The organism is Verrucomicrobiaceae bacterium (assembly GCA_016713035.1).
GTDB lineage: Bacteria > Verrucomicrobiota > Verrucomicrobiia > Verrucomicrobiales > Verrucomicrobiaceae > Prosthecobacter.
Genome location: JADJPW010000002.1, coordinates 760691 through 778478, shown reverse-complemented (window position 1 = coordinate 778478; position 17788 = coordinate 760691). Strand labels below are relative to the sequence as shown.

18 protein-coding genes are annotated in these 17788 nt (G+C 59.1%); 2 read left to right on the top strand and 16 right to left on the bottom strand.

What is annotated here, in order from left to right; genetic code table 11:
* Nucleotides 1-98: 98 nt before the first annotated feature.
* Nucleotides 99-662: a molybdenum cofactor guanylyltransferase gene (locus IPK32_10235; protein ID MBK8092329.1), complete on the bottom strand. Its 564-nt coding sequence runs from the start codon at nt 660-662 to the stop codon at nt 99-101.
* Nucleotides 659-1114 (bottom strand): MOSC domain-containing protein, encoded by a 456-nt coding sequence (locus IPK32_10230; GenBank protein ID MBK8092328.1) that lies wholly within the window; start codon nt 1112-1114, stop codon nt 659-661. Before IPK32_10230 ends, IPK32_10235 begins: the two co-directional genes overlap by 4 nt.
* 85 nt (nt 1115-1199) lie before the next feature.
* Here IPK32_10230 and IPK32_10225 point away from each other — a divergent pair, with 85 nt between their 5' ends.
* Nucleotides 1200-2225 (top strand): Gfo/Idh/MocA family oxidoreductase, encoded by a 1026-nt coding sequence (locus tag IPK32_10225; protein ID MBK8092327.1) that lies wholly within the window; start codon nt 1200-1202, stop codon nt 2223-2225.
* A gap of 56 nt (nt 2226-2281) precedes the next feature.
* Here IPK32_10225 and IPK32_10220 read toward each other — a convergent pair whose 3' ends face one another.
* Together IPK32_10220 and IPK32_10215 are read right to left on the bottom strand one after the other, a co-directional pair.
* A complete protein-coding gene (locus IPK32_10220; protein MBK8092326.1) occupies nt 2282-3787 on the bottom strand; it encodes a sulfatase-like hydrolase/transferase in 1506 nt (501 codons plus the stop codon).
* Nucleotides 3788-3853: 66 nt separating this feature from the next.
* Nucleotides 3854-5656 (bottom strand): sulfurtransferase, encoded by a 1803-nt coding sequence (locus IPK32_10215; protein MBK8092325.1) that lies wholly within the window; start codon nt 5654-5656, stop codon nt 3854-3856.
* A 243-nt stretch (nt 5657-5899) separates the two neighbouring features.
* Between IPK32_10215 and IPK32_10210 the strand changes: the two genes are divergently transcribed.
* Nucleotides 5900-7864 carry a tetratricopeptide repeat protein gene (locus IPK32_10210; GenBank protein ID MBK8092324.1) on the top strand — a complete coding sequence of 655 codons (1965 nt, stop codon included), beginning with the start codon at nt 5900-5902 and terminating at the stop codon, nt 7862-7864.
* Nucleotides 7865-7873: 9 nt separating this feature from the next.
* Here the strand turns inward: IPK32_10210 and IPK32_10205 are convergent, their stop codons facing one another.
* The 12 genes from IPK32_10205 to IPK32_10150 form a co-directional block, all read right to left on the bottom strand.
* Nucleotides 7874-8218 (bottom strand): gamma-glutamylcyclotransferase, encoded by a 345-nt coding sequence (locus IPK32_10205; GenBank protein MBK8092323.1) that lies wholly within the window; start codon nt 8216-8218, stop codon nt 7874-7876.
* Nucleotides 8215-8895 carry a hypothetical protein gene (locus IPK32_10200; protein MBK8092322.1) on the bottom strand — a complete coding sequence of 227 codons (681 nt, stop codon included), beginning with the start codon at nt 8893-8895 and terminating at the stop codon, nt 8215-8217. Before IPK32_10200 ends, IPK32_10205 begins: the two co-directional genes overlap by 4 nt.
* A gap of 16 nt (nt 8896-8911) precedes the next feature.
* Nucleotides 8912-10072: a 3-dehydroquinate synthase gene (locus IPK32_10195; GenBank protein ID MBK8092321.1), complete on the bottom strand. Its 1161-nt coding sequence runs from the start codon at nt 10070-10072 to the stop codon at nt 8912-8914.
* Nucleotides 10073-10164: 92 nt separating this feature from the next.
* The gene (locus tag IPK32_10190) at nt 10165-10968 is read right to left on the bottom strand and encodes an Hsp33 family molecular chaperone HslO (protein MBK8092320.1); all 804 of its coding nucleotides are present in this window, start codon (nt 10966-10968) and stop codon (nt 10165-10167) included.
* A 73-nt stretch (nt 10969-11041) separates the two neighbouring features.
* Nucleotides 11042-12280, bottom strand: a complete 1239-nt coding sequence (locus tag IPK32_10185) for a PQQ-binding-like beta-propeller repeat protein (GenBank protein MBK8092319.1) — start codon at nt 12278-12280, stop codon at nt 11042-11044.
* A gap of 145 nt (nt 12281-12425) precedes the next feature.
* Nucleotides 12426-13286 (bottom strand): pirin family protein, encoded by an 861-nt coding sequence (locus tag IPK32_10180; GenBank protein MBK8092318.1) that lies wholly within the window; start codon nt 13284-13286, stop codon nt 12426-12428.
* Nucleotides 13287-13396: 110 nt separating this feature from the next.
* Nucleotides 13397-13954, bottom strand: a complete 558-nt coding sequence (locus IPK32_10175; protein ID MBK8092317.1) for an NAD(P)H-dependent oxidoreductase — start codon at nt 13952-13954, stop codon at nt 13397-13399.
* 120 nt (nt 13955-14074) lie between these two features.
* On the bottom strand, nt 14075-15091 hold the full coding sequence (locus IPK32_10170) for an NADP-dependent oxidoreductase (GenBank protein MBK8092316.1): 1017 nt from the start codon (nt 15089-15091) through the stop codon (nt 14075-14077).
* 55 nt (nt 15092-15146) lie between these two features.
* Nucleotides 15147-15962 (bottom strand): SDR family NAD(P)-dependent oxidoreductase, encoded by an 816-nt coding sequence (locus tag IPK32_10165; GenBank protein MBK8092315.1) that lies wholly within the window; start codon nt 15960-15962, stop codon nt 15147-15149.
* Nucleotides 15963-16008: 46 nt separating this feature from the next.
* Complete coding sequence (locus IPK32_10160) at nt 16009-16449, bottom strand: winged helix-turn-helix transcriptional regulator (GenBank protein MBK8092314.1); 441 nt, start codon at nt 16447-16449, stop codon at nt 16009-16011.
* A 188-nt stretch (nt 16450-16637) separates the two neighbouring features.
* Nucleotides 16638-17027 (bottom strand): hypothetical protein, encoded by a 390-nt coding sequence (locus IPK32_10155; protein MBK8092313.1) that lies wholly within the window; start codon nt 17025-17027, stop codon nt 16638-16640.
* Between the two features lie 76 nt (nt 17028-17103).
* A complete protein-coding gene (locus tag IPK32_10150) occupies nt 17104-17766 on the bottom strand; it encodes a hydrolase (GenBank protein MBK8092312.1) in 663 nt (220 codons plus the stop codon).
* Between the last annotated feature and the right edge of the window lie 22 nt (nt 17767-17788).

Here is a 17788-nt window from a genome sequence, read left to right as displayed (position 1 = left end):
TGTGTTATAGCACATGACAAAATCAGTGTGCTCTAAACACCTAGCCAGACAAAGCGCATAAGCTACGTCTTCACAATTCAAGCCCTCCATTTTGGAGGCTATCGCATGGGCGGCTTCAGAAACGGCACCGCTAAGTCGTCCGGGTGATTCGCATTGCGAAAAAAGGCTCTATCTTCCGATGCCATCTCGCGAGCCAGTGGGGAGCAGGCATCAATCACAGGCTGGAGGGCGAGATGTCGCTGGTGGAGTGCTTTTTGCATCACAGGAAGCATGCGGGGCTCATACACCGCACACAGGGCCTCCCAGCCGTGCTCTCCGCGAAAAAAGCCGCCGGGGAGGACTCGCTCACGCAGAAAATCCGCTGTCATCCACGGCATATCCACCGCGAGCACCAGCAGCGGCATCTGCACCAGCTCTAGGCAACGCGTGATGGCACCCAGAGGGCCATCATCGCTCCCAGGCGGATCATAGACACACTCCGCTGCCGGATGCCGGATGCCCTGCTCCTCCCGGCAAGACAGCAAAAGGCGTACGGGAGCGAGTGTGCCGAGTTTTTCGATTTGGAGTGCCCAAAGCGGCTGCCCATGCCACTCGAAGAGGGCCTTATCCCGGCCCATACGCGTGGATCGGCCACCACAGAGCAAAACAGCCGCATAGCTCATGACACGCGGAGGACACCATCCGTGAGAATTTTCGCCCGTAGCCCGCCGTGGCCCTTCATCGCCTCCTCGGCCCCCTCCGCGAAGGCTTGATTCATCCAGTAGCACGGAGCGCTCTCCTGCGTGCCCAGGAAACGCACCCCCTGCACCTCAAACTCGGCCCCGATGAGCGCGTTCAGGTCCACACCCCGCGTGATGACATTCCGCCGGAAAACCGATGGCGGCACACCGATCACGCCAAAGCGCTCACACAGCCGCTCATACACCTCATGCTCGAAAAAAGTGACCTGGCCTTTGTAATCCTCTTTAAAGCCAAAAAAGCGATCCCCGCGCAGTCCCTTTCCCGCCACGCACTGCACCTCTGGCACCTCGATCATCGGTGCCTGGCCGGCGGGCTGGCCGTGGTGCCCGAAGAAATTGTGCTCCGGGGAGATGTAGATGTGACGGAGAGTCATGAATGCAGATGAGCGAAGAGCGGGGAACAGAACACTTGCGCCCCCCACCGCATAGTCGATGAATCCAAACGATCAACTCATGAGCATGGAACAAAACAGCATCCGTATCGGCATCATCGGTGCCGGCGGCATCGTCAAAGCACGCCACATGCCGGGGCTACGGGCCATCCCCGGCGTGACGATCACCCGCGTGTGCAATCGCAGCACACAGAGCGCCGCCGCCTTCTGCGCCGAGCATGCCCCCGAGGCCCAAGTCACCGCCGACTGGGGTGATGTCTGTGCCGCAGAGGATGTGGACGTGGTCTGGATCGGAGCACATCCGTATCTCCATGCCGATGCGACCTGCCTGGCCCTAGCGAATGGGAAGCATGTCTTCACCCAGGCACGCATGGCGGCGAATCTGGCAGAGGCGCAACTCATGTGGGAGGCCAGCATGCGCCACTCTGATCAAGTGACCGCCATCTGCCCTGCCCCGCATGGCATGAAGGGCGGTGAAATGATCAAAAAGCTCCTGGCAGAAGGTGCCATCGGCACGCCGCATCAGCTTTTGCTCCACAGCTTCAGTGATGCGTGGCTGGATGCCACGGCCCCGGCACACTGGCGGCAGAGAGAGGAGCTCAGCGGCATCCAGATTCTCACCCTCGGCATCTACACAGAGGTGCTCCAGCGCTGGTTAGGCCACATCACCGAGGTGGAGGCCCGTGGCCAAGTCGTGACGGCCATGCGTGATGGCTACGAGGTGCAGATCCCGGACTTCGTGAATGTCATGGCCCGCTTCCGCAGTGGGGTGGAGGCCGTGATGCTCTTCAGCGGCGTCGCTGCACATGCACCGAGTGACAAACTGTGGATTCACGGCTCTGAGGGCTCGCTCAGCTATGATTTCGTCTCGGATGAGCTGTGCGTGGGAAAACGAGGCGGCAAGCTAGAGTCCATCTCCATCCCCACCGAGCTGCAACGGAGCTGGACCGTCGAAAAAGACTTCATCGCCGCCGTACGCGATCCCCGTGCCCCGCGCCCCACTCCCAGCTTCGTGGAAGGCATGTGCTACATGCGTGTCGTCGATGCCGTGTGGCACGCCATGTCCTCCGGCGCCGCCATCGAGCTCTCGTAATGAAAACCGCAGCAGATGGCCTTCAATCTGTGAAATCTGCGTAATCTGTGGATACATCAAAAAGTCCCCCCAAACCCCGCCCCCGTCCTCTTTAGCTCTGCTTTCATGCTTTCACGCAGGGCGGTGATGCGCTCGGCATGCGTGGAGGAGTGAATGAGGTTTTTGAGCTCTTCGGGGTCGTTTTTCAAGTCGTAGAGTTCTTCACCGGATTCACCATCGAGGTAGTGGATGAGTTTGAAGCCATCCTGAATGAGCGCGGTGTACATCGGCACGCCCTGGTAATGATCCTGCGGGCGGCGGAGGCGGATCGTTTCTGTGGTGGTGGAGCCATATTCATTGCCCATGTGCTCGTAGAGGCAGGGATGCGGCCAGGCCGCAGCCGTGGGGTTTTCCAGCAGCGGCGTGATGTCGCGGCCGTGGGCAGGTAGCGGGGCCTTCACACCCATCATGCCGATGAGGGTGGTCATGAGATCGGTGCCATTGACCGGTGTGGCGCAGACTTGGCCGCGGGGGAAGCGCTTTGGCATGCTGATGATGAGCGGTGAACGGTAGTTCGCGTCATACGGTGCCAGCTTCGTGCGGAAGCCGTGGTGGCCCATGCTGAAGCCCTGATCGGCGGTGTAAATGATGAGCGTGTTGTCGTATTGGCCGCTTTCTTTGAGTGCTGCGATGAGCTGGCCCACGCCTTCGTCGATCGCTGGCACGCACTCATTCATCTGGCGCACCCATTCATCGTATCGCTTGGCTTTTTTCGCTTCGCCAAAGGCCTCCCCACCTTTTCCAGCCACTGGATGCCCATCTGCACCGCGCTTCCAAGCCTGCATTTGATCGAGGTAGGCAGGCTTGCCCTCGCGTGGTGGGAAAATGTCCGCCGGGACATCCACTGCGGCGTCTTTGTACATGCCGAGATGGCGCTTTGCGGGCTTCGATGGGCCATGGATGCTGCCGTAGCAGAGCCAGAGATACCAGGGCTTCGTCGCATCACGTTTTTTGCCGTGGATGTAGTCGAGAGCCCATTGGGTGTAGTTGTCCGCAGGGTATCCCTCCACCTTCTGCTCCACGCCGTCGATGCTGAGGATCTGCGTCTCGTAGTAGGCACCGGCGTTCTCTGGATGCAGTGGGCGATTCCACACGATCTGGTGATCCCAATCACGTCCCCAGCCGCTATCGGTGCCGGTGTGCCATTTTCCGATATGCGCGGTGTGGTAGCCGGATTTGCGCATTTCAGCGGGGATGAATGGCGTCTGCGCTGGGTCGTATTTACTGCCGGGATACTTGCCCTCCATGGACATGCTCTCGATGCCATGCGGATGCCGCGCGGTGAGCAGCGTCGCCCGCGATGGCATGCACCAGGAGCCCAAGTAGGCAGCGTGAAAGCGCACTCCATTCTTTGCCAGGGCATCAATGTTCGGCGTCTTCACCCACGGCCATGATTCCGGGTAGCAGCCCACCGTGCGGTAATTCTGATCATCCGCATAAATGAGCAGCACATTCGGTCGCGAGGCCGCTGCGGCGTGCAGACATGAGACAGCGAAAAGAAAGAGTAGCGTGATGGAGCGCATGGCAGCCCCGGTAACGTCCGCAGCGGCATTTTCTTGAGCGTGGTTTTCCAACCAGCGTGTTTTACATCAGGCGACCCATGCTGGCTGCTGGGCCTCAAAGGTGGCGCGTTGCTTCGTCAGCGGATGCGTGAAAGTCAGCCGCCAGGCATGCAGGCAAAGCGGTGGATCGCTCAAGGCGTGCGTTTGCGTCTCGCCGATGCCGCCTTCGGCCAAATAGGTGCTGTCGCCCACGATCGGATGCCCGAGGTGGCGCAGGTGCAGGCGGATCTGATTCGTGCGACCCGTGCGGGGGCGTGCCTCCAGCAGCGCAGAGCCATCTGCATCACGCTTCAGCACGCGGAACTCCGTCAAAGCTGCCTGCCCGCCTTCATCAATGCCGCGTGAGCCGTGCCTGCCGGCCTCAGTCCCCACGGGTGCATCACACTGGAAGGCATCCATGGCTGGATGGCCCTGCACGCGGGCGAGATAGACTTTTTCCACTTCACCACGCTCGAACTGCGGCGCGAGCAGCCGCGCAAAGTGCTGGGTCTTGGCCAGGAGCACGACGCCCGTGGTGTTCGCATCCAGGCGGTGGATGGAGCGTGGGCGCAGGGGCTTCCATACGGCATTGATGAGGTATTGCAGCGTGTTGCGACAGTAGCGGCCACCTTCATGCATGGGCAGCGGCGCTGGCTTGTGCAAAACGAGGATGGCCTCGTCCTCATGCAGCACACGCAGATCTGCGCACACATCCGGCTCACGCACCGCTGGCGTGTGGTGCACGTAGTGCTCCCCCGCACGCACGGGATGCTGTGCCCCGACGGGGATGCCGTCCTTTGTCGTCATGCGTCCTTCATCACACAGGCGCAGCCAGTGCTCACGCCCGAGATGCGGCATGATGTGACAGAGCATGTCCAGCAGGGTGAAGTGGTCACAGGCCGCAGGCACATGCAGCGGACGCTCCAGATCATACGGCAGACTGCCCGGCAGCGGCGTGGCGGCCTGCTGGAGAGCTGCGTGCCGCTTTTCCACATTCTCACGCTGCTGCTGCTCGGTCGTTTTAAAGCAGTAGGGGCAGGACACATGCTCCACGAAGCGCGGATCAGCCTGCTCCTCCGCCGTGAGCGGCGTCTGGCAGGCGAAGCACTGCGAGCTGGCTGTCTCCTCCAAATCCGCCCCCAGTCCCACGCGTTGATCGAACACAAAGCACTCGCCATCGTAGTGTGCGCCGCCGCATTCCTCGAAGTACTTCAAGATGCCGCCTTCGAGCTGCCAGACGTGCTCAAAACCGGCAATTTCCATGTAGGGAGCAGCTTTTTCGCAGCGGATGCCGCCGGTGCAAAAAGTGACGACGTGGGCCTTTTTGAGCTCGGGAGGTAATTTGGCCACAGCGGCGGGAAAATCGCGAAAATGGTCGATCTGCGCTGGAATGGCGTTTTTGAAGGTTCCGAGCTTCACCTCATAATCATTGCGTGTGTCGTAGAGAATGACATCGCGGCCCTCATCGAGCCATTTTTTCAGCTCGCGTGCCTCCAGGCGCGGGGACGTGTAGCGAGCGGGGTCGATGCCATCCACGCCAAAGGCGATGATTTCCTTTTTGATACGCACCAGCATGCGGCGAAAGGGCTGCTCCGCGCTCTCGCTGTACTTCGGCGTGAGTTTTTCCAGTCCCGGAATGGCCCGCAGCAGGTCCAGCAGAGCATCCACATCCCCACGCAGCCCAGCGATGAAGAGATTGATGCCCTCCGTGCTCAGGAGGATGGTCCCCTTCAGCCCATGCTGCTTGCAGAAGTCCAGCAGCCGAGCCCGCAGCTCCTTCAGCTCCGAGAGCGGGGCAAAGAGGTAGCAGGAAATGTTCGTGATGACGGAATGGGCGACTGCGGCTGGCATGGGGCGGGTTTCAAAGCACACCTTGGGCAAAATCGCGAGGCGAAACACAATACGGATATTGCCAGTTGAACGAAGTGATTTAGAATTTCTCCCATGAATGCTCTCAGGCTTCTCCTCCCGTTGCTGAGTCTTTTGCTCACTCCCCTATCCTTATTTGGCCAAGGCGCACAGACGATTCGCCCTCCTTTGACGCCGCCCGCAACCAGTCTTTTCGGTGGCTCCTCAGCCAATTATCTCATTCCGATGAATCAACCATCGGACGGCTGGGAGGGCAAATCCAGCATGGAGCTGCCAAAAGCCGCGACAAAGGAGCAAATAGACGCGGATAACCAGGTGATGCTAAGCCAACTCGGCGAGAACTCGCCGAAGTATCTCGCTTACCGCCTCAATGCAGTGATGGAAATGGCGCGGAGGAATGACAAGGATCAGGCCGAAGCCATCTTCAGTTCCCTAAAGCCACACGTCGAGGCTGAAATCAAGAATCCCGCGATGGATGACAAGGGGAAGGAAGAACTCCTGCAACTGAAGCACCAATATTACTCTGCCCAAGAGTTCCTCTGCGTGCTCAACAACCGCTACGACCAGCTCATCAATTTAAGCAAAGAGCACATCAAGCTCTTTGAAAACGACAACAATCCCCGCTCACGAGCCACCCAGATCGGAACCGCCGCTGGGCTGATCTTTTACCTCAAAGAGAACAAGCGCTACGCGGAGTGCCGGCCCTGGGTAAAGCATGTGGCAGGTTTAATCTCTGCTCCTGACCTCCCAGGTGAAATGGAGCTAGTCGCACATCTCATCCGCGTAGCCCAAGAGGCCGTTGAATTGGAGATGAAGGATGAGGGGCGCAAAATCAGCGAGAAAGCACTCCAAATGTCCGAATCCGCCGCTGCGGCCACCAATGACGATCAGTTTTTCAGCATGCTCAACATGGCTCGCATCCACCTGAATCAATCACGCCTGCTGGAGGCCGAAGCGATGATGAAAAAGACGCAGGATTTCGTGAAAAAAGTGATGGGATCAAAATCCAAGTACATGAGCATGATTCTCAATAACCTGGGCATGGTTCACCAGAGGATCTACGACTTCCAGGGGGATAAAGATCGGCTCGATCAAGCGGAGAAATGCTACGAGGAGGCTCGTCGGCTAGCCAAAATCGACGGTGATAGCAAACAGGCCGACCGTATTTATTGCTCCAGGAAACTCAGCCTCGCGGGCATCAAGGCGAGAAAGGGCGAGCTCCTCGAATCCACCAGCCTCTACAAGGAGGCTCTAGCAGATGCGGAAGAACTACTCGGCAGGATGGACGAGCAGACACTCGATGCACTGGCGAGCATCGCCTTGAGTTTGCAGGCGCAGGGAAAGCTGACCGAGTCCATCGAGCTCTATCGCGATAACCTAAGCCGCTCGAAGGAGCGCTTTGGCGACATCCATCCCCGCGTCGGAATCGGCCATTTCCTCCTCGGAGGTGCCCTGATGAAGGCCGGCCGATTTAAAGAGGCAGAAAACTGCTTTGAGCGCTGCACCGGCATTCGTGAGCGCACCTATGGACCTGAGCATGAAGAAACGGCCCGTGGCTACTTCCACCTGGGATTGATCCGTGAGGCCCAGGAGGACTACCCTGCGGCCCGGGCCTATTTCGAGCACGTCTTGAAAATCGACCGCAAAGCTCTGGGCGATGATAGCGATGAGGTCGCTGGCGACATCGCCGCGATGGCGAGGAATTTCGCCATGGAGGGCAAATACGATGAGGCCGTGACACGCCTGAACACACACCTCAACTACGTCGAGAAGAAATTCGGCTCCGATAGCATCGCCCTGTGCAGCACCCTCCAGGGCCTAGCCAACGTGGAGACCAAGCGCGAGCGCTACCGCGAGGCTGAAAAGCTTTTCCAGCGTGTGATCGATCTGCGTGTGCAGAACCTAGGAGCCGAGCACTTGACCGTGGGCGGTGCCCTGGCGGAGTATGGCATGTTCCTAGCCGCGAGAAATAAGCTCACCGTGGCTGCATCTCAGTTCAAGCGAGCCGCCATCATTTTCGCCAGACAAAACAAGCGTGAAGGCACCAGTGCGGACGATAAGAAGGCCTGCATCGACTACTACACGCTCATTCTGCGCAAACTGCGCTACGATGAAATCGACATCTCGAAGCGTGTCCGCGCACTAGAGGCTGGAAGTGACCCCGATGGCCTGAAGCATTCGGATGTGTGACCAGATCTATCACCAGCACTCTCCGCAGTCACGGCAGCCTGCGGTGCTGCGGAGATAGAGGTAGGTTTCCGCCAGCGTGCCGTCTTCGAGAGTGATGGGGACTCGCTCGTATTCGCCGCCAGCGGTGTCTTCGAGCAGATCGAGCCGGGCTAGACCCTCTGCATCGACTTCCCAGAGCTCGCCTTCGATGCAGAGCCCCTCTTCACTGCGGATCATGCCTGGATAACCGCCGAGATCATACAGACGATAAAACGCCTGGGTGCGTGTCTGGGTGATGAATCGCTGATCGGCGATCCAGCCGTGGTTCTCACATCCGCGCTTCAGCGTGCCATAGACGAAGATGAGCGTGTTCATAGCACATCATCGCGCTCGGTGAGCCACTCGGGTCTGCGGTAGCGCTTTTCGGCCAATTCATCGGCGCGGAGGCGGATCGGCGTGGGCATGTCTGGCTGCACATGCACGCTGGTGGCCAGTTTTTTGGCAAACAGGGGCCAGAAGGTGTTTTCGAGCGTGACTTGCTGGATGCTACCTTGGTGCAAGAGGCCGGTTTTTCCGCGTCGTTGGCCTGCGCCGGAGATTTTCACCTTTCCGCGGATCACATCGTGCAAGGCGGGTGCGACGAAGCAGAAGGCGTCCTCGATCAAGTCCTCACGCTCGGCGAGTCGACAGCCTGAATGGCCATTTTCATCGAGTGTGGCTGCCAAAGCGGCATGGATGAGCCGGTAGCTATCCAGCGGGCGTGTCTCTGCCCAGGGATGGATGCCAGGGATGATGACGGAGTAGGTGTAGTCTGCCTGATGCAGCACCACACCGCCTCCGGTCCAGCGGCGGATGATGGGCCAGCCGGGTGGGAGTGCGGCGGCGAGCTTCGCGTGAGTCTGTGCGTAGCCGAGTGTGACGGTGGGCTGATCCCACGGATACACACGCAGCACAGGCACGGGACTGAGCTCCAGCCAGGCCTGATCTGCGGCCATGTTCCATGCCCCATCATGAGGCTGGGGGTCGATATGGAGATGGATCACGTCGAGCATAGGCTGCAACATCGGATCAGGCCACAGCGCGGCGCTGCTTCAGCTCAGTGAGTGCCTTGAGGATCTTCAGCCGGTGCATCTCATGCACTTCGATCTTACGGCCGATCTCCGGCACGAGCGTGACGGTCAATTCACCGCCGAGATGCTCGCGAAACTCCTCCAGCCCCTCCAGGATGGCGGGCTCACCACTGCGGCCTGTCTCCATGAGATGCGGGGAGTAGGTATCAAAGCCGATGCGCTCGATGAGCTGTAGCACACGCTCACACGTCTCGGCATCGAGGATGCCCTCGATGCGTGAGTACACCAGATCGACCGCGATGCCGATGGCGACGGCCTCGCCGTGCGTGACGGCGAACTCGGAGATCTGCTCCAGCTTATGCGCGGCCCAGTGACCGAAGTCGAGCGGCCGAGCGCTGCCGAGCTCAAAGGGGTCGCCGCCAGTGGCGATGTGCTCGACGTGTAGCTCAGCGCTGCGTTGGATGACTTTTTCCAGCGCCTCCTGCTGGAGGGCGGCGAGATCATCGGCGGCGGCTTCGATCCGGCCAAAAAAGGCCGCATCGCGAATGAGGGCGACTTTGATGGCCTCGATGATGCCATTGCGCCGCTCGCGCTCGGGCAGGGTTTCGAGAAAAGCGAAGTCGTTCACCACGGCGTAGGGCACCGAGAAGCTGCCGACCCAGTTTTTCTTGGCGAAGTAGTTCACACCGTTCTTCACGCCGACACCGCCATCTCCCTGACTGAGCGTGGTGGTGGGAAAGCGAACATGGCGGATGCCGCGATGCGCCGTGGAGGCCGCAAAGCACACCAAATCCAGCACTGCGCCGCCACCGATGACGAAGACATAGCTGTGACGATCTAGTGCGGCTTCATGGATGGCGTCCCAGCAGCATTCGACGAGGCGGAAGTCGTTTTTGCACTCCTCACCACCGGGGATGAGCACGGGCTGATCCACCAGCGTGAGCGCATCCTGATGGGCGAGGCCGTAGGTCATGATGTCATCGACCAAATCGCGATTCTCCGCCGCGACACGCTCATCGACAAAGACGAGCACGCGTGGTGTCTTGCGCGGCGTATCGAGTGCCAACAGCCGGCGGATGGTGTCGTTGCGGGCAGAGAATACCTCACGCGTGAAAAGGACGCGGTGGGTGTGTTCGAGCCTGATGGAGTGCTCCAGCATGAAATTTATAGGGGGGGAATGAGGGCGGTTTCCTGCCTGCGACCGGGTTGCGGGTCAAAGGGAAAGGCCAAACGGCCCAGGATGACGAGTGTTTACGCTTTGTTTTGTGCCTGCCAGGCCTGGAACTGCGCTTTTGTGGTCCGAAACACCGCTGCGCAGCGCGGGCAGGTCACCTGGGCCACGCCATCCTCGAAAATGTGATCCAAGTCTTCCTGCGGCAAGCGACCGATGATAGGCAGCAGTCGCTCCATGCTGCATCCGCACTCGAACTGGTATCCGCGTGTCTCCAGCAGTGTCAGCGTCTGTTTTTCACCGATCTGGAGGACATCCTCCAAAGTGATGCCTGCGAGCCAATCCTCATCGCAATCCGGCTCGGCGCTGATTTGGACGAATTCCTCATCTGGGAGGCGAAAGAGCCGCGTGAGCCGCTGCTCGCTGGTGGTGTAAAAAGTCTCCACACCGCGAAAAACATCCGCACCGTGAAAGTCGATCATGCTCTGACGCACGGGGTGATTCGGGCGTGTGGTCTGGGCGATGAAAAGTGCTTCGCCCTCCTTTTTCACATCCTCGATGAAAAGACGACCCGTGATGCGGCCTGGATGGGTGCTACCGGTGACAAAGAGATTCGCCCGCCGTGGCTCCTTCACATGGACCGTCCACGCCACGGTCTCATCCTGTGGGCGGGAGCAAAGGTGCAGAGCCAGCGCCGCGAGGGAGTCCTTCAGCATCTCATCGAGTGCCTCTGGGTGCTGGAGGCCGTGCTGCATGAGGTGCAGGTAGTAATCAATGTAGAGTGGCTGGAACTTCCCCCGCACCAGAAGTGCATTGCGCCCGCGAACGAAAAAGGAGCGGAGTTCGATGAAGGAGAGTTCGGGCTGGGGCGGTGATTCAGGCATGATGGCGTACGGCATGGAGCAAGGGAGGCGTCACCACGCAAGAGGACTTTGCGCCGTAGAGGAACAGCGTGCCTCACTTTTTGCCAAAGCAGTAAGCAAACCTGTTCGAGCGGAGGAATAGGCGGCCATCACTCACGGCGGGACTGGCATTGGTGATGCTGGTATCGTCTGCGATGACATTGGTGGCGAGCAGCTCGAACTGGGGCTTCGCAGCGATGACGTAGGTGCCGGTTTCGCGTCCGACGCAGTACATTTTATCACCTGCGAGCAGCGGCGTGGCATAGAAACGGTCACGCTTCGGCTTCTGGGCCAGGGGTTGCTCATAAACTAGGGCTCCCGTGGCGGCATCCAGGCAGGTGACCACCCCGCGTGAGTCATTGATGAAGTAGAGGTGCCCATCTTTATAGACGGGCGAGCTGACATTGCTGCCTTTTTGCGTCTGCCACAGCACTTTGCCACCCTTCACTGCCTGACTCTGGCCGCCAGGATGACCGATGACGAAAATCACGCCATCATGGGCGATGATGCTGGGGCAGAGTTCCGCCGCTTTGATGCTATCGCAGCTCCAGAGCTCTTTGCCCGTGAGCGGCTCAAAGGCGCGGAGCTTGCCACTGGAGTTCACCACGAGTTCATCGTGGCCATCGACTCGGACGAGCGTGGGCGTGTTCCAAGAGGCCGGGAAACCAGTGGCACTCCACACGGTTTTGCCGGTTTTGCGATCCAGAGCGAGGAGCTGATTGCTCTCCAGTGCCGCATTCACGATGAGCAGATCACCGTAGAGGATGGGAGATGAGCCGACACCCCAATCATGCGCCTTTTCACCGACGCTGACGTTCCACACGGCCTTTCCACCCATCGTGTAGGCGAATACGCCCGCATTCGCCATGAAGAAGAAAACGCCCTTCCCATCCGTGACGGCGGAACTCGATGCGTAACCGTGTGTGGTGATGTAGGTGCCGGTGTAGGGCTTGTTCGGCAGATCGGTGACGATCTCGTGATTCCAGAGGATTTTGCCCGTGGCCTTGTCTAGGCACAAAGCATGGCGCTTGAGGTTTTTCATGTCCCCAGGCTCTTTGATGTCGATGCCGTAGCCGCTATAGCTGGTGAGGAAGACTTTATCTCCGCTGATGATGGGGCTGGAGGAGCCAGGGCCGGGCAATTCTGTGCGCCAGATGAGATTTTCCTTCTCACTCCAGGTCAGAGGCAAATTCGTGTCTGTGGTGACGCCATCGCCCGTCGGTCCGCGAAACTGCGGCCAGTCTGCCGCATGTGAGGAACCGACGGCGGCGAGGAGCAGGAAGATCAAGCGCATGATGTGAGTGTGGTTGGCAGAAGAGAGTCTAACGGGTTGCGCTGGGATAGTTTGCATTCTCCGAGCGAATGCCGGGGCCAGGAATGCCTTGTAGGTGCCGTCTCCTGACGATCAGGAGGCGGACTTTGAGTCTTCTGCATCCATCTTATAGCTCGCCCATTTTGCCGAGCTGGTAGTCCTCGAAGGCTTGTTGGATTTCCGCCTTGGAGTTCATCACGAAGGGACCGTAGCCGACCACGGGTTCAGCGATGGGCTCGCCGCTCATGAGGAGCAGGTGCGTGTCAGAGCTGGCTGCGACAGTGATGGCATCGCCTTGGTGAGAGAAGATGGCGAGATCGCCCTCGGCGGCGGATTGACCATCCTGCACGGCGACCTCACCAGACAGCACGAGGAAGGAGGCGGTGTGGCCTTCGACCAGGGGCAGCGTGGCAGACTTGCCAGCCTTGAGCCTCACGTCCCAGAGATTGATGGGCGAGAAGGTCATGGCGGGTCCGCGTGTGCCGTTGAGTTCACCCGCGATGATGCGTGCGGTGCCTGCATCGTCCGGCAGCGTCGCGGTGGGGATGTCGGCATTGAGCAGCGTCTGGTAGCGTGGTGGCGTGCTCTTGTCCTTCGCCCGGAGATTGACCCAGAGCTGCACCATGTGGAGCGTGCCGCCGTTCTTGGTGAACTCGGGTGAGTGAAACTCCTGATGCACAATGCCATTCCCTGCGGTCATCCATTGCACATCGCCTGCACCGATCTTGCCGCCTCCGCCGCTGGAGTCGCGGTGCTCTAGTTCGCCTTGATAAGCGATGGTGACGGTCTCAAAACCCTTGTGCGGATGGGCCTCCACGCCACGGCGTTCGCTGCCGGGCTTGAAGGTGTGCGGCGCGGCGTAGTCGAGCAGCAGGAAGGGTGATAGCTCACGACCGAGGCCGTTGTAATCAAAGACAGAGCGCACGGGGAAGCCGTTGCCGACCCAATGCATGGCGGAGCTGTGATGGATGTGATGGAGTGTTTTCATAGTGGTGTGTTTTGCTTTCACGAAGCGAGACTAGAGCGATCCCATCAAACCGTGAAATACCTTGTCGCTAGGGTGAGCATACCTAGTGCGTTATACTCGCGACTCACGCATCACTGAGGCGTGGATTGAGCGAACGCCGCAAAGCCCGTGACGAAGCTCCGCAGCCTGTCCTTGGTACCCGCATCCGTGAGCTGGCCTTCGCTGTCGAACAAACCCGCCGCACGCGAGACCGGCAACCGCGCACCGAACCATGGGCGCGTCTCCAACGTCCGCAGCACGGTCAACCAAGCGTCTTGCGCCAGCAGCGTGCCGAAGCCTCCCGGCGATGCACCGATGACGGCCACGGGCTTGCCAGCAAACACCGGCGCTGCTTCATCAGGCAAACGGGACAGCCAGTCGATAGCGTTCTTGAACGGCCCAGGGATGGAGTTGTTGTATTCCGGCGTCGCGAGCAGCAGTCCATCCGCTTCCGCAATGGCCTTGCCCAGCTCGACCACGGCAGACAGGATGCCCTCGGCAGCTTCCAGGTCGCCATCGTAAAGCGGGATGCCGTGAATGGTCTTCACGATCAACTCCGATCCCGCAGGCATCGGGCCCGCCGCAGCATGCAGTAGGGCCGTATTGTATGAACCGGAACGCAAGCTGCCGGAGAGTCCGATGATGGTCATGGTGTTGCTAGTCATGAGGAGCAGCTTGAACGATGGAAGTGGAGATGTCTTGAATCATTTTTTCAGGTTCCGCATTTCCTTCATCTCACCAGTAAACGCTCTCGGTTAAGTCCTTCTATTTCAACCCTCCGTCTGCTGCTTCATTTGCACCACGACTTTGCCTTTGGCTCTGCCTGTTTCAAGGTAGGCCAGAGCTTCCTTTGCCTGATCGAACGGGAACACGCGATCCACCACTGGCCGGATGCGCCCAGCCTCGATCAATGCTGCGATGTGGGCTAGCTGGCTGCCGTCAGGGCGCACAAACAGAAAGGAATAATCTGCGCCCTTCTTCTGGGCGAGACCGATGATCTTGCGGCTCAGCAACCCAAAAACAAAACGCATGAGGAAGTTCATCCCCCGGGCACGGGCAAACGCGGCGTTTGGCGGTCCAACGAGCGAGACGATGTGGCTTCCGGGTTTCAGGATTTGCAGTGCGTTCTCGATGGTGTCGCCCTTCAGCGTGCCCAGCACCATATCGTAGTCCCGCAGCACGTCTTCGAACTCCTGCTTCTTGTAATCAATCACTTCATCCGCGCCGAGGCTCCGCACCAGCTCGACATTGGTTGTGCTCGTTGTCGTGCCAACGAATGCTCCCAGCTCTTTGGCGAGCTGAATAGCAAAGGTGCCAATGCCACCGGAGCCCGCGGGAATGAATACCCTTTGACCGGGCATGACTTTGGCCCGCTCCTTCAGTGCCTGCCATGAAGTGAGGCCGACCATGGGGATGGAGGCTGCCTGCACGAAGTCCACATTCGATGGCTTGAGTGCGGCGGCACTTTCCGACACGACGGCGAACTCGGCGAGTGTGCCCGTTCCGAGATCGAAGACACTGGCGAACACGGCATCTCCCGGCTTGAAGCGCGTGACTCGGTTTCCCACCTCGACCACGATGCCTGCCAGATCGCTGCCTAGCGTGGCTGGCAATTTGAATCGAAGGAGGGGCTTGAATTCGCCTTTGGGAATCGCGTTATCGATCGCATTCAAACCAGCAGCGTGGACCTGAACGAGAATCTCGTCGGGCTTGAGCTGAGGTCGTGGAATGTCGGCGAAGGCGATGTGATCGGCTCTGCCATACTGTTTCAGGATGAGTGCTTTCATGTTGTTGCGATAAAGGTTCTCGAGGTTTGGGTAAGCTGCGTTTGAATGGATGGAATCATGAGAGTCGGGCTCCTTTGCGGATCAACCAATCGAAGACGGCAGCAGGGAGATAGCGGCGCAGTCGGCTCACCCAGACCCCTCTGCCGACGGGATAACGCAGTCGCGGCTGTTGCACCGTGACCGCTTGAAGAACAGCCTCCGCGATGAGTCGGGGATCGTCTCCATGGGCGACACCCTTGTCGATGGCTTCCTTCGTCCGCTGGCGTTGCGCGGCATACTCATGGAGCGCGGTCTGTGCGGACCTCTCGTTTTGGCTGATGTTGCTTTTCGTGTAAGAGGGTTCGACCAACATGGCGCGCACGCCGAATTCCCGCACCTCGTGGTCCAGCGTCCAGGTGTATCCTTCCACGGCGTGTTTGCTTGCGGTGTAGATTCCCATGTAAGGAGCAGGGATGAATCCGACCACGGAACTGATGTTGGCGATTCTCCCATAGCCCGACTGCCGCATCTGCGGAAGCACAGCACTCGTCACGCGCAGCACACCGAAGAAGTTGGTTTCAAACTGTTGCCGTGCTTCCGTGAGACTTGTCTCTTCCAAGGCTCCCGTGAGGCTGTAACCCGCGTTGTTGATCAGAACTTGAATCGGCCCGGCCTTCTGCACGATGCTGTGAATCGCATCGTTCACGCTGGCATCATCCGTGACGTCCATCTGAACGATCTCTACGCCTGGAATAGCCTTCGCCGATGCTGGATTGCGTGCTGTGCCGAATACACGCGCGCCTCGCTCTGCGAACAAGATGGCAATTTCGCGACCTATGCCGGAGGTGGCTCCGGTGACCAGGGTGGTTTTGTTTTTGAATGGGGTGTGCATATACACTTATGGGTCTGAGTGAATCGTCTGCTGTGTTTTGTTGGGGCTACTTGCTCAACGCCAAGGCTGCCTCTTCCAGATCGGAAAGGATGGCTGACCAGCGTTTTTCGCCGAGTGTTGCGACCATGGCGCTTTGAGCGTTTCTCCACGCTGGAGCGAGCTTCGCAACTTGCTTCCGGCCCTTGGCGGTGATCGTGAGCTCCACCAGATTGCCGCGTCCACCCCCGGTGATTTCCACGAAACCATCTCGTTGCAAAGGTCGAAGATTCCGCACTAAAGTCGTGCGCTCCATGCCGAGCCAATCACTCAGCTCAACCATGTTCCAACTATCCTTGGTCTGCAAGGCCGCCAGGATGGAACCCTGAGTGGGACGAATCCCGTGCCGCCGCATCTCGGCGTCATAGAACGCCGTCACCGCCCGTGTCACCCATCGCAGGTTGAAGCACACGCAGTTCTCTCCAGCGGTCATGTCGAGTTGTTTTGGCATTGTTAGTGTGTATATGCACTTCTTGGAGCAAGCCGTCAACCCGCAGTTTATACATTGGCCGGATGAACAGGCGGATGGCCATATCTGATGACCCGTGAACCCTCAAGGGCACTCGGGTTCGCTTTCAAAGGCAAGCTGGAGGCGGCAAGGGTGTTTGGGCAATGGTGCTGACGCTTTCGCGTCCTGGATTACCGCGCGCCTGGTAGCAAGCGTGAAAAGCCTGCACGCTCGGTCCACAAGAGGAACAGGGCTAGCACTGCGACCAGCAAGGGCGGGCCGACCAATCCTGCGCCCTTGGTTAGGAATACATGGAAGCACAAAATGTTCACGATGATCGGACCCAAGGCCAGTAGGCCGAGCGGGCGCGTGCGTGGAATGGCGACGAGGATGCCACCGGTGATCTCTAGCCCTTTGACAAAGGCGAAGTAACCAGTCGGAATCATCGCTCCGAGAAACATCGCAGGCGGGGAACCTTCTGGCGGTGCAGGCATGTCAAAGAAGTGCAGGAAAAAGTTCCATGCTACGATGTTAAAGATGAGGCCGAGCAGGACTCCGGCGAGATTGGAGGCGAGTTTCATGAGTTGATCGGGTTCGAGTGAAAGGATGAGGGAGAGAGGCCCGCGACCTCTCTCCCGGTGATGCGCTGGGCTTGCGCTACTTGTTCTTGTTCTTGTTCTTCTTGCGCTCGGTTTCGAGCTTGAAGAACCAACCCGCACGACCGTGGTCGATGAAGGTCTGGAGGAATCCAGGCACGGTCTGCGTGCGATTCCAGTCGCGCTGCAATTCGCAGTGCACGGAGTTCCACGTCGTCGGCTTTGCGCCAGCCTGAACCATCCGCTCCATTGCGGCGCGATGCGCTTCGTGGGAAGTGCCACCGATGGCGTCCGTCACGGGATACACCTCATAGCCTTCGTTGAGTGCATCCAGCGTGGGGAAGAGCTGGCAGGCTTCGGTCCACAGTGCGCACATGATGAGCTTCTTGCATCCAGTGGCTTTCACGGCATCGACGAAATCCTGGTCTTCCCATGAATTGATGCTGGTGCGGTCGATGGCCTTCACGTCGGTCAACACTTCACGGAGTTGCGGAATGGTGTCCTCATTCACGCCATTGCTGACGTTGACGGTCGAGACGATGATGGGCAGGCCGTGCAGCTTGGCGGTCTTGGCAAGCGCGACGACGTTGTTGATGAGCGTTTGGCGGTCGATGGACTCGACGGTGGAAACTTGCGGTGGCTGGTAGTCGATGAGGATTAATGCTGCATTTCCAGGCGCAAGCATGATGTCTTTTTTGGGATCGCGGATCGGTGTGCTTTTCATTTGGTTGGTTTCTTGGTTTCTG

Excerpts from the sequence above, each read along its gene's own strand:
- IPK32_10235 (MBK8092329.1), bottom strand. The coding sequence starts at position 662 with ATGAGCTATGCGGCTGTTTTGCTCTGTGGTGGCCGATCCACGCGTATG.
- IPK32_10230 (MBK8092328.1), bottom strand. The coding sequence starts at position 1,114 with ATGACTCTCCGTCACATCTACATCTCCCCGGAGCACAATTTCTTCGGG.
- IPK32_10225 (MBK8092327.1), top strand. The coding sequence starts at position 1,200 with ATGGAACAAAACAGCATCCGTATCGGCATCATCGGTGCCGGCGGCATC.
- IPK32_10220 (MBK8092326.1), bottom strand. The coding sequence starts at position 3,787 with ATGCGCTCCATCACGCTACTCTTTCTTTTCGCTGTCTCATGTCTGCAC.
- IPK32_10215 (MBK8092325.1), bottom strand. The coding sequence starts at position 5,656 with ATGCCAGCCGCAGTCGCCCATTCCGTCATCACGAACATTTCCTGCTAC.
- IPK32_10210 (MBK8092324.1), top strand. The coding sequence starts at position 5,900 with ATGAATCAACCATCGGACGGCTGGGAGGGCAAATCCAGCATGGAGCTG.
- IPK32_10205 (MBK8092323.1), bottom strand. The coding sequence starts at position 8,218 with ATGAACACGCTCATCTTCGTCTATGGCACGCTGAAGCGCGGATGTGAG.
- IPK32_10200 (MBK8092322.1), bottom strand. The coding sequence starts at position 8,895 with ATGCTCGACGTGATCCATCTCCATATCGACCCCCAGCCTCATGATGGG.
- IPK32_10195 (MBK8092321.1), bottom strand. The coding sequence starts at position 10,072 with ATGCTGGAGCACTCCATCAGGCTCGAACACACCCACCGCGTCCTTTTC.
- IPK32_10190 (MBK8092320.1), bottom strand. The coding sequence starts at position 10,968 with ATGCCTGAATCACCGCCCCAGCCCGAACTCTCCTTCATCGAACTCCGC.
- IPK32_10185 (MBK8092319.1), bottom strand. The coding sequence starts at position 12,280 with ATGCGCTTGATCTTCCTGCTCCTCGCCGCCGTCGGTTCCTCACATGCG.
- IPK32_10180 (MBK8092318.1), bottom strand. The coding sequence starts at position 13,286 with ATGAAAACACTCCATCACATCCATCACAGCTCCGCCATGCATTGGGTC.
- IPK32_10175 (MBK8092317.1), bottom strand. The coding sequence starts at position 13,954 with ATGACCATCATCGGACTCTCCGGCAGCTTGCGTTCCGGTTCATACAAT.
- IPK32_10170 (MBK8092316.1), bottom strand. The coding sequence starts at position 15,091 with ATGAAAGCACTCATCCTGAAACAGTATGGCAGAGCCGATCACATCGCC.
- IPK32_10165 (MBK8092315.1), bottom strand. The coding sequence starts at position 15,962 with ATGCACACCCCATTCAAAAACAAAACCACCCTGGTCACCGGAGCCACC.
- IPK32_10160 (MBK8092314.1), bottom strand. The coding sequence starts at position 16,449 with ATGCCAAAACAACTCGACATGACCGCTGGAGAGAACTGCGTGTGCTTC.
- IPK32_10155 (MBK8092313.1), bottom strand. The coding sequence starts at position 17,027 with ATGAAACTCGCCTCCAATCTCGCCGGAGTCCTGCTCGGCCTCATCTTT.
- IPK32_10150 (MBK8092312.1), bottom strand. The coding sequence starts at position 17,766 with ATGAAAAGCACACCGATCCGCGATCCCAAAAAAGACATCATGCTTGCG.